Below are 12,201 nucleotides of genomic sequence, written 5' to 3' on the forward strand. Positions count from 1 at the left end.
TTTCGGTCAGTTGTGTATAGGCCATAGTGCATTTTCCTTTGGCGAGAAAGATGCCTACTATAGCAACTGACCGCCCTTCTGAAAAATTGCACTTATTAGTCGAATCTGCCCGTTATTACAATTTAAGTGATGAAGAACTTAGCCAATTTATTGGTAAAGCCAGTAATTTTGGTCAACAGGAATATAGTAATAACCAGCTCATTACTCCAGTAGTCAACAGTAGTGATGGCACGGTCAAGGTATATCGGATTACCCGCGAATATACAACAAATGCTTATCAAGTAGACGTAGAACTCTTTCCCTACGGTGGTGAGAATTACCAGTTAAATTATAAATTCAAAGATTTCTGGAATGCCTCCTATTTATCCATCAAGTTAAATAATAAAAGAGAACTTATTCGAACTGAAGGAGCTCCTCAGGTCAACATAGAATATTCAGAACATATCACATTAAGTACCACTGATATCAGTCAACCTTTTGAAATTGGCCTAACAAGAGTACTTCCTAATACTAATTACGCCTATGCTGCCGCAAAATTTACCGTTGAGGAATATAACCAATACTCTTTCCTGCTAAAACTCAATAAAGCAATTCGCTTATCCCGTGCAACAGAATTGTCACCCACTATTCTGGAAGGCATTGTGCGCAGTGTTAATCCACAACTGGATATCAACACAGAAGTATTAGGTAAAGTTTTTCTGACTAAATATTATATGCAGCGTTATGCTGTTAATGCTGACACTGCCCTAATACTATGCAATGCGCTTATTTCACAACGCTCATATGATAATCAACCTAGCCAATTTGATCGCCTGTTTAATACGCCATTACTGAGCGGCCAATATTTTTCTACCGGAGATGAAGAGATTGATTTAAATCTAGGTAGCACCGGTGATTGGCGCAAAACCATGCTCAAGCGTGCATTTAATATCGATGATGTCTCACTCTACCGCTTGCTTAAAATTACCGACCATAATAATAAAGACGGAAAGATTAAAAATAGCCTAAAGAATCTTTCCAATTTATATATCGGGAAATTACTGGCAGAAATCCATCAATTAACCATTGATGAATTGGATTTATTGCTGGTTGCTGTGGGTGAAGGGGAAACTAATTTATCCGCTATCAGTGATAAACAATTGACTACCTTGATCAGAAAACTCAATACCATTACCGGCTGGTTACAGACACAGAAGTGGAGCGTGTTCCAGTTATTTATCATGACCGCCACCAGCTATAACAAAACGCTCACGCCTGAAATTAAGAATCTGCTAGATGCCGTCTACCATGGTTTACAAGGTTTTGACAAAGACAAAGCAGATTTACTACATGCCATGGCGCCCTATATTGCGGCCACCTTGCAATTATCATCGGAAAATGTCGCCCATTCAGTACTGCTTTGGGCAGATAAGTTACAGCCCGGCGACGGCGCAATGACAGCAGAAAAATTCTGGGACTGGTTGAATACTCAATATACGCCGGGTTCATCGGAAGCAGTAGAAACGCAGGAACATATCGTTCAGTATTGTCAGGCTCTGGCACAATTGGAAATGGTTTACCACTCCACCGGCATCAACGAAAACGCCTTCCGCCTGTTTGTGACAAAACCAGAGATGTTTGGCACGTCAACTGAGGCAATACCTGCACATGATGCCCTTTCATTGATCATGCTGACGCGTTTTGCAGATTGGGTGAACGCTCTAGGTGAAAAAGCCTCCTCGGTATTAGCGGCATTTGAAGCTAACACGTTAACAGCAGAGCAACTGGCTGATGCCATGAATCTTGATGCTAATTTGCTGCTGCAAGCCAGTACTCAAGCACAAAATCATCAACATCTTCCGCCTGTGACGCAAAAAAATGCGTTCTCCTGTTGGACATCTATCGATACTATCCTGCAATGGGTTAATGTCGCACAGCAATTGAATGTCGCCCCACAGGGTGTTTCCGCTTTGGTCGGGCTGGATTATATTCAATCAATGAAAGAGACACCGACCTATGCCCAGTGGGAAAATGCGGCAGGCGTGTTAACCGCCGGATTGAATTCACAACAGGCCAATACATTACACGCTTTTCTGGATGAATCTCGCAGTGCCGCATTAAGTACCTACTATATCCGTCAAGTTGCTAAGGCCGCGGCGGCTATTAAAAGCCGTGATGACTTGTATCAATACTTACTGATTGATAATCAAGTTTCCGCTGCAATCAAAACCACCCGGATCGCCGAAGCCATTGCCAGCATTCAATTGTACGTCAACCGGGCATTGGAAAATGTGGAAGAAAATGCTAATTCAGGGGTTATCAGCCGCCAATTCTTTATCGACTGGGACAAATACAACAAACGCTACAGCACCTGGGCGGGTGTTTCTCAATTAGTTTACTATCCAGAAAACTATATTGATCCGACCATGCGCATCGGACAAACCAAAATGATGGACGCATTACTGCAATCCGTCAGCCAAAGCCAATTAAACGCCGATACGGTCGAAGACGCCTTTATGTCTTATCTGACTTCGTTTGAACAGGTGGCTAATCTTAAAGTTGTTAGTGCATATCACGATAATATTAATAACGATCAAGGGCTAACCTATTTTATCGGCCTCAGTGAAACTGATACCGGTGAATATTATTGGCGCAGTGTCGATCACAGTAAATTCAGCGACGGTAAATTCGCGGCTAACGCCTGGAGCGAGTGGCACAAAATTGATTGTCCAATTAATCCTTACCAAAGCACGATTCGGCCAGTAATGTACAAATCCCGCTTGTATCTGCTCTGGTTGGAACAAAAGGAGATCACCAAACAGACCGGAAATAGTAAAGATGGCTATCAAACCGAGACAGATTATCGTTATGAGCTGAAATTAGCGCATATCCGTTATGACGGCACCTGGAATACGCCAATTACCTTTGATGTCAATGAAAAAATATCCAAACTAGGGCTGGCAAAAAATAAAGCGCCTGGGTTCTATTGTGCCGGTTATCAGGGTGAAGATACGTTGCTGGTGATGTTTTATAATCAACAGGATACACTGGATAGTTATAAAACCGCTGCAATGCAAGGGCTATATATCTTTGCCGATATGGCATCCAAAGATATGACCCCAGAACAGAGCAATGTTTATCGGGATAATAGTTATCAACAATTCGATACTAATAATGTCAGAAGAGTGAATAACCGCTATGCAGAGGATTATGAAATCCCTTCATCGGTAAATAGCAATAACAGTTATGGCAGAGGAGAATATAACCTCAGTATGGTGCATGGTGGAGATATTCCAATTATCCGTTACCAAGCATCATCAAGTGATTTAAAAATCCATATCTCACCTAAGTTAAGAATTACCTATGAAGGAGCTGATGAGCGAACTCGTCATCAATGCAACCTGATAAAAAAATATGGCAAATTGGGTGATAAATTTATTGTCTATACCAATCTGAGTGTCAATACACAATGGACATCAAATAAAAAGTTAATATACCCGGTATATCAATATAGTGGAAACACCACTAATAATAGTCAGGGTAGATTGCTGTTTTATCGGGATAACCAAATTGGTAAAGTAAGTGTCTTTCTTCCTAATTGGGGAAAAAGCCTATATTCAGAAGTTACCAATAGTGATAACGGCTATATTATAGACACTTCTAATCAAGAACCTTTATTTAAGCAATATCTCTATATGGAGGACACGAATAATGGGCTCCGTATTATTGCTACTGATGTCTATAACGCGGAAGAGATCAAAACTGCAATTCCTGCTGCAAAAGTTCAGATAACAGTAAAAGCGGGTAGCAAAGAACAAACTTTTACCGCGGATAAAGATGTCTCCGTTCAGCCATCACCTAGTTTTGATGAAATGTATTATCAATTTAATACCCTCGAAATAGATGGTACTGGTCTGAATTTTAATAATAATTCAGCCAGTATTGATGTCACCTTTACTGCATTGGCGGAGGATGGGCGCAAGTTAGGTTATGAAAGTTTCAGTATTCCTGTCACCCGCAAGGTGAGTACCGATAATGCCCTGACCCTTCACCATAATGAAAATGGTGCGCAATATATGCAATGGCAAGCCTATCGTACTCGCCTGAATACCCTATTTGCCCGCCAGTTGGTTGCACGCGCTACTACCGGAATCGATACAATTCTGAGTATGGAAACTCAGAATATTCAGGAGCCTGTTTTATGGAGTGATAATTTTACTGCAACATTACCAATATACGACTCAAGTCTTCATGGTAACAGCAAAAATATCACAATTATGTTAGGAAACAGTGAAAAACAATCTGATCAAAAAAATGTCATTTATCAGGGTGAACTAACAGATAAAAATCAATTAATTAATCTCTCTGAAACTTATATATCCGTAAAAGAGCGTAGTAACAATACAAAACCAGTGGATAATAAAGGGAACGATAGCTGGATTTATTTATTTGTAAAATATTCTGCTGATCCAATAAAAATTGGCGAGTTTTGGTTTAAGAATGGTACGAATTTTCAAGGTTATTATCCCAAAGGTAATGAAAAAAAACGTGATCCTATTTTTATAGAAAATCAAAAAACTGAACCGATGGATTTCACCGGCGCTAACAGCCTTTATTTCTGGGAACTGTTCTACTATACCCCGATGCTGGTTGCTCAACGTTTGTTGCATGAACAAAACTTTGACGAAGCTAACCGCTGGCTGAAATATGTCTGGAGCCCATCCGGGTACATTGTCCACGGCCAGATTCAAAACTACCAGTGGAACGTCCGCCCGTTACTGGAAGACACCAGTTGGAACAGTGATCCTTTAGATTCCGTCGATCCTGACGCGGTAGCACAACACGATCCAATGCACTACAAAGTCTCAACCTTTATGCGCACCCTTGATCTGTTGATAGCACGCGGCGATCACGCTTACCGCCAACTGGAGCGAGATACACTTAACGAAGCGAAGATGTGGTATATGCAAGCGCTGCATCTGTTAGGCGATAAACCTTATCTGCCGCTGAGTACCACATGGAGTGATCCACGGCTGGACAGAGCCGCTGATATTACTACCCAAAATGCTCACGCCAGCTCAATAGCCGCTCTGCGGCAGAGTACACCGGCACTTTTAGCATTGCTCAGCGCCAATACCCTGACCGATCTCTTCTTGCCACAAATCAATGAAGTGATGATGAATTACTGGCAGACATTAGCTCAGAGAGTATACAACCTGCGTCATAACCTCTCTATCGACGGTCAGCCGCTCTATCTGTCAATCTATGCCACGCCGGCGGACCCGAAAGCGTTACTCAGCGCGGCGGTTGCCACATCTCAAGGCGGAGGCAATCTACCAGAGCCATTTATGTCCCTGTGGCGTTTCCCGCACATGCTGGAAAATGCACGCAGCATGGTTAGCCAGCTCACCCAGTTCGGCTCCACATTACAAAATATTATCGAACGTCAGGACGCGGAAGCACTCAATGCGTTATTACAAAATCAGGCCGCAGAGCTGATATTGACTAACCTGAGCATTCAGGACAAAACCATTGAAGAATTGGATGCCGAGAAAGCTGTGCTGGAAAAATCCAAAGCAGGGGCACAATCGCGCTTTGATAGCTACAGCAAACTGTATGATGAAAACATCAACGCTGGTGAAAACCAAGCCATGACGCTACGAGCGTCCGCAGCCGGGCTTACCACAGCAGTTCAGGCATCCCGTCTGGCTGGCGCTGCGGCTGATTTAGTGCCTAACATCTTCGGCTTCGCCGGTGGTGGTAGCCGCTGGGGAGCTATCGCTGAGGCAACAGGTTATGTGATGGAATTCTCCGCTAATGTTATGAACACCGAAGCGGATAAAATTAGCCAATCTGAAACCTACCGTCGTCGCCGTCAGGAGTGGGAGATCCAGCGTAATAATGCCGAAGCGGAGCTGAAACAACTCGATGCCCAACTTAAATCGTTGGCAGTACGCCGTGAAGCCGCCGTATTGCAAAAAAACAGCCTGAAAACCCAGCAAGAACAGACCCAATCTCAACTGACCTTCCTGCAACGTAAGTTCAGCAATCAAGCGTTGTACAACTGGCTACGTGGCCGGCTGGCGGCGATTTACTTCCAGTTCTACGATTTGGCTGTCGCACGTTGTTTAATGGCAGAACAGGCTTACCGTTGGGAACTCAATGATGACTCTGCCCGCTTCATTAAACCGGGTGCCTGGCAAGGAACCTATGCCGGCCTGCTTGCTGGTGAAACTTTAATGCTAAGTCTGGCACAAATGGAAGATGCCCATTTGAAACGCGATAAACGTGCACTGGAGGTCGAACGCACAGTGTCGCTGGCCGAAGTTTATGCTGGGTTACCGCAAGATAAAGGCCCATTCTCCCTAACTCAGGAAATCGAGAAGCTGGTGAATGAAGGCTCAGGCAGTGCCGGCAGTGGTAATAATAATTTGGCATTTGGCACCGGCGCGGACACTAAAACCTCTTTGCAGGCATCCATTTCATTAGCTGATTTGAAAATTCGTGAGGATTACCCGGAATCCATTGGCAAAATCCGACGTATCAAACAGATCAGTGTCACCCTGCCCGCGCTGCTAGGACCCTATCAGGATGTGCAGGCAATATTGTCTTGCAGCGATAAAGCCGGATTAGCTAACGGTTGTGAAGCGTTGGCAGTTTCTCACGGTATGAATGACAGCGGCCAGTTTCAGCTCGATTTCAACGATGGCAAATTCCTGCCATTCGAAGGTATCGCCATTGATCAAGGCACTCTGACCCTGAGCTTCCCAAATGCATCAACGCCGGGCAAAGGTAAACAAGCCACTATGCTAAAAACCCTGAACGATATCATTTTGCATATTCGCTACACCATTAAATAACCATCCCAACGTACTAAAACAGGCTCCGAATCGGAGCCTGTAAGGAGTTTTCATGCAGAATTCACAGACATTCAGTGTTGCCGAGTTGTCATTACCCAAGGGCGGCGGGGCCATTACCGGTATGGGTGAAGCGTTAACACCCACCGGGCCGGATGGTATGGCTGCCTTATCCCTGCCATTACCCATTTCTGCCGGGCGTGGTTACGCCCCCTCACTCACTCTGAATTACAACAGTGGAACCGGTAACAGCCCGTTTGGTCTCGGTTGGGACTGCAACGTCATGACAATTCGTCGTCGCACCAGTACCGGCGTGCCGAATTACGATGAAACCGATACTTTTCTGGGGCCGGAAGGTGAAGTGTTGGTCGTAGCATTAAATGAGGGAGGTCAAGCTGATATCCGCAATGAATCCTCATTGCAGGGCATCAATTTAGGGGCGACCTTCACCGTTACCGGTTATCGTTCTCGTTTAGAAAGCCACTTTAGCCGGTTGGAATACTGGCAACCCCAAACAACCGGCACAACCGATTTCTGGCTGATATACAGCCCCGACGGACAGGTCCATTTACTGGGCAAAAATCCTCAAGCACGCATCAACAATCCACTAGATGCTACGCAAACAGCACAATATGTTAGCCAAACAGCGCAATATGTTAACCAAACGGCACAATGGCTGTTGGAAGCCTCGGTATCATCCCACGGTGAGCAGATTTATTATCAGTATCGCGCCGAAGATGAAACAGGTTGTGAAACTGACGAGCTCACAGCCCATCCGAACGCAACCGTCCAGCGCTACCTGCAAGCAGTACATTACGGTAACCTGACCGCCAGCGACGTTTTTCCCACACTAAACGGAGATGACCCACTCAAATCTGGCTGGTTGTTCTGTTTAGTATTTGACTACGGTGAGCGCAAAAACAGCTTATCTGACATGCCGCTGTTTAAAGCCACAAGCAACTGGCTTTGCCGCCAAGACCGTTTTTCCCGTTATGAGTATGGTTTTGAATTGCGCACCCGTCGCCTATGCCGCCAAATACTGATGTTTCACCGTCTACAAACCCTGTCTGGTCAAACAAAAGGAGACGATGAACCCGCTTTGGTTTCACGTCTGATACTGGATTATGATGAAAACGCGGTGATCAGCACGCTCGTTTCTGTCCGTCGAATAGGCCATGAGGACAACAACACCGTCACCTCACTGCCACCACTGGAGCTGGCTTATCAGCCTTTTGAGCCAGAACAAAAAGCACTCTGGCAACCAATGGATGTACTGGCAAATTTCAACACCATTCAGCGCTGGCAACTACTTGACCTGAAAGGAGAAGGTGTGCCCGGTATTCTGTATCAGGATAGAAATGGCTGGTGGTATCGATCTGCCCAACGTCAAGCTGGGGAAGAGATGAATGCGGTCACCTGGGGGAAAATGCAACTCCTTCCCATCATGCCAGCTTTGCAGGATAACGCTTCACTGATGGATATTAATGGTGACGGACAACTGGACTGGGTTATCACCGGGCCGGGGCTAAGGGGCTATCACAGCCAACACCCGGATGGTAGCTGGACACGTTTTACACCATTACATGCTCTGCCGATAGAATATTCTCATCCTCGCGCTCAACTTGCCGATTTAATGGGGGCTGGGCTATCCGATTTAGTGCTGATTGGTCCCAAAAGCGTGCGCTTGTATGCTAATAACCGTGATGGTTTTACCGAAGGACGGGAAGTGGTGCAATCCGGTGATATCACCTTGCCGTTACCGGGCGCCGATGCTCGTAAGTTAGTGGCATTTAGCGACGTACTCGGTTCGGGCCAAGCACATCTGGTTGAAGTGAGTGCAACTCAAGTCACCTGCTGGCCAAATTTGGGACATGGCCGCTTTGGTCAGCCAATCACATTGCCGGGATTCAGCCAATCTGCCGCCAATTTTAATCCTGATCGAATTCATCTGGCCGATTTAGATGGCAGCGGTCCTGCCGATTTGATTTATGTTCATGCTGACCATCTGGAGATTTTCAGAAATGAAAGTGGTAACGGTTTTGCAAAACCATTCACACTCCATTTTCCTGACGGCCTGCATTTTGATGATACTTGCCAGTTACAAGTGGCCGATGTACAAGGATTAGGGGCTGTCAGCCTGATCCTGAGCGTACCGCATATGGCGCCACATCATTGGCGCTGCGATCTGACTAACGCGAAACCGTGGTTACTCAGTGAAATGAACAACAATATGGGCGCTCATCACACCCTGCATTACCGTAGCTCTGCCCAATTCTGGCTGGATGAAAAAGCCGCAGCCTTAGCGACCGGACAAACACCGGTCTGTTACCTGCCCTTCCCGGTCCATACCCTTTGGCAAACAGAAACCGAGGATGAAATCAGCGGCAACAAATTAGTGACCACTTTACATTACGCTCACGGCGCTTGGGATGGACATGAGCGGGAATTTCGTGGCTTTGGTTATGTTGAGCAGACAGACAGCCATCAACTGGCTCAAGGTAATGCGCCGGAACGTACACCACCGGCACTCACCAAAAACTGGTATGCCACCGGAATCCCTGAGGTAGACAATACGCTATCCGCCGGGTATTGGCGTGACGATAAGCAAGCTTTCACCGGTTTTACGCCGCGCTTTACTCTCTGGAAAGAGGGCAAAGATGTTCCACTGACACCGGAAGATGACCATAATCGGTACTGGTTAAACCGGGCGCTAAAAGGCCAGCCACTGCGTAGTGAACTTTACGGGCTGGATGGCAGCGCACAGCAACAGATCCCCTATACAGTGACTGAATCCCGTCCACAAGTGCGCCAATTACAAGATGACACTACCGCTTCCCCGGTGCTCTGGGCTTCAGTCGTCGAGAGTCGTAGTTATCACTATGAACGTATTATCAGTGATCCCCTGTGCAATCAGGATATCACGCTGTCCAGTGACCTGTTCGGGCAACCCCTGAAACAGGTTTCAGTGCAATATCCCCGCCGCAATAAACCAACAACCAATCCGTATCCCGATACACTACCGGATACGCTGTTTGCCAGCAGTTATGACGGCCAACAACAACTATTGCGATTAACCTGCCAGCAATCCAGTTGGCATCATCTAATCGGCAATGAGCTAAGAGTGTTGGGATTACTGGATGGTACACGCAGTGATGCGTTCACTTACGATGCTCAACATGTGCCTGTTGATGGTTTAAATCTGGAAGCTTTATGTGCTGAAAATAGTCTGATTACCGATGATAAACCACGCGAATACCTCAATCAGCAACGAACATTCTATACCAATGGGAAAATCGATGGAAAAAACCAAGCGCCACTGAAAACGCCGACACGACAAGCTTTAATCGCCTTTACCGAAACGGCGGTATTAACGGAATCTCTGTTATCCGCATTTGACGGCGGTATTACAGCAGATGAATTACCGGGAATTCTGACACAGGCCGGGTACCAACAAGAGCCTTATCTGTTCCCACGCACTGGCGAAAACAAAGTCTGGGTAGCTCGTCAAGGCTATACCGATTACGGGACGGAAGCACAATTTTGGCGTCCTGTCGCACAACGTAACACCCTGTTAACTGGGAAAACAACCCTGAAATGGGACACCTACTACTGTGTCATCACTCAAACCCAAGACGCTGCTGGTTTGACTGTCTCAGCCAATTATGACTGGCGTTTTCTCACACCTGTGCAACTGACTGATATCAATGATAATGTGCATCTCATAATCTTGGATGCACTAGGACGCCCTGTCACGCAACGTTTCTGGGGAATCGAAAATGGTGTGAAAACAGGTTACTCTTCACCAGAAGAAAAACCATTCTCTCCACCAATCGATGTCAATACCGCCATTAATCTGACCGGGCCACTCCCTGTCGCGCTGTGTCTGGTCTATGCACCAGACAGTTGGATGCCACCATTCAGTCAGGAAACCTTCAACACATTAACGCAGGAAGAGCAGAAAACGCTGTGTGATTTACGGATTATCACGGAAGATTGGCGTATTTGCGCACTAGCTCGCCGCCGTTGGCTACAAAGTCAACAAGCCGACACACCATTGGTTAAACTGTTAACCAACAGCATCGGTTTACCTGCCCATAACCTTACGCTGACCACAGACCGTTATGACCGCGATTCTGAGCAACAAATTCGCCAACAAGTCGCATTCAGTGATGGTTTTGGCCGTTTGTTGCAAGCGTCTGTACGGCATGAGGCAGGCGAAGCCTGGCAGCGCAACCAAGACGGTTCTCTAGTGACCAAAATGGAAGATACCAAAACGCGCTGGGCAGTCACGGGACGCACTGAATATGATAATAAAGGGCAGACGATACGAACTTATCAGCCCTATTTCCTCAACGACTGGCGGTATATCAGCGATGACAGTGCCAGAAAAGAGGCTTATGCGGATACTCATATCTATGATCCTGTTGGACGAGAAATCCGGGTTATCACTGCAAAAGGCTGGCTGCGACAAAGCCAACATTTCCCGTGGTTTACCGTGAGTGAGGATGAAAATGATTTGTCCGCTGACGCGCTCGTGTAATTGAATCAATATTCGCTCGTTTAATATTAACGAGCGGATATAATAAATAAGAAACTGCATTGTGAGTTCTAAATAGAGGAACCGGATATTTTATTGCCTTTTATTTCATAGGTAATAAAATTCAATTTCTGTAAAAATCTGTCATCATGAGAACTAAAAATAACAACTTTCTCTTCTGCAAGAGAAATCAGTAACTCAATTAAAAATGTTATATACCCTATGGATTTCAAGTTGCATCGCGACGGCAAGGGAATGAATCCCCGGGAGCATAGATAACTATGTGACCGGGGTGAGTGAGTGCAGCCAACAAAGAGGCAGCTTGAAAGATGACGGGTATAGAATTTGAATCAAGGCCATTTGTTGGCTCATCAAAAATATAAACATCTGCATCGATAATAAAAGCTGACGTCAATAAAAACTTCTTTTTTACCCCAAGTGACATTTGCCCATACTCAATACCAGAATAATTAGATATACCAAAACCATTTAAATAGTAATCTAATTGATGCTTTAGATTACTTTTCCTATAACGCTGACTTAAATTAATTACATCCATTCCAGTAATAAAATTATAAAAATTAACATTATCCGATATATAAAAGCCATGCCGTTGCAAATTAAATCGGTGCTTCTCTCCCTTTTTTATAAAATTAACTCTTCCTTTTTTAACCTTATTTACGCCAGCAATACTTGAAAGAAAAGTCGTTTTACCCGCCCCATTAATTCCCGCAATACGGTTTAACCCAACACAAAAACTACAATTAACTGCTGAAAAAACAGTCTTACCATTAATAACAACTTCTAACCCAGTAACTTCAAGCATAA

Annotated in this window: 3 protein-coding genes; 2 read left to right on the forward strand and 1 reads right to left on the reverse strand. The window is 45.2% G+C overall.

The window, feature by feature from the left end:
* The first annotated feature begins 50 nt into the window (after positions 1 to 50).
* Positions 51 to 6,839 (forward strand): neuraminidase-like domain-containing protein, encoded by a 6,789-nt coding sequence (locus tag ACGF5R_RS19475; protein WP_387692290.1) that lies wholly within the window; start codon positions 51 to 53, stop codon positions 6,837 to 6,839.
* A 52-nt stretch (positions 6,840 to 6,891) separates the two neighbouring features.
* Positions 6,892 to 11,376, forward strand: coding sequence for a SpvB/TcaC N-terminal domain-containing protein (locus ACGF5R_RS19480; RefSeq protein ID WP_387692292.1), 4,485 nt, complete (start codon positions 6,892 to 6,894; stop codon positions 11,374 to 11,376).
* A 226-nt stretch (positions 11,377 to 11,602) separates the two neighbouring features.
* On the opposite strand, the gene ACGF5R_RS19485 is transcribed toward ACGF5R_RS19480, so the two are convergent.
* A complete protein-coding gene (locus ACGF5R_RS19485) occupies positions 11,603 to 12,199 on the reverse strand; it encodes an ATP-binding cassette domain-containing protein (protein ID WP_387692294.1) in 597 nt (198 codons plus the stop codon).
* Between the last annotated feature and the right edge of the window lie 2 nt (positions 12,200 to 12,201).

It is taken from the genome of Photorhabdus sp. RM71S (genome assembly GCF_042879355.1).
Classification (GTDB): domain Bacteria; phylum Pseudomonadota; class Gammaproteobacteria; order Enterobacterales; family Enterobacteriaceae; genus Photorhabdus; species Photorhabdus kayaii.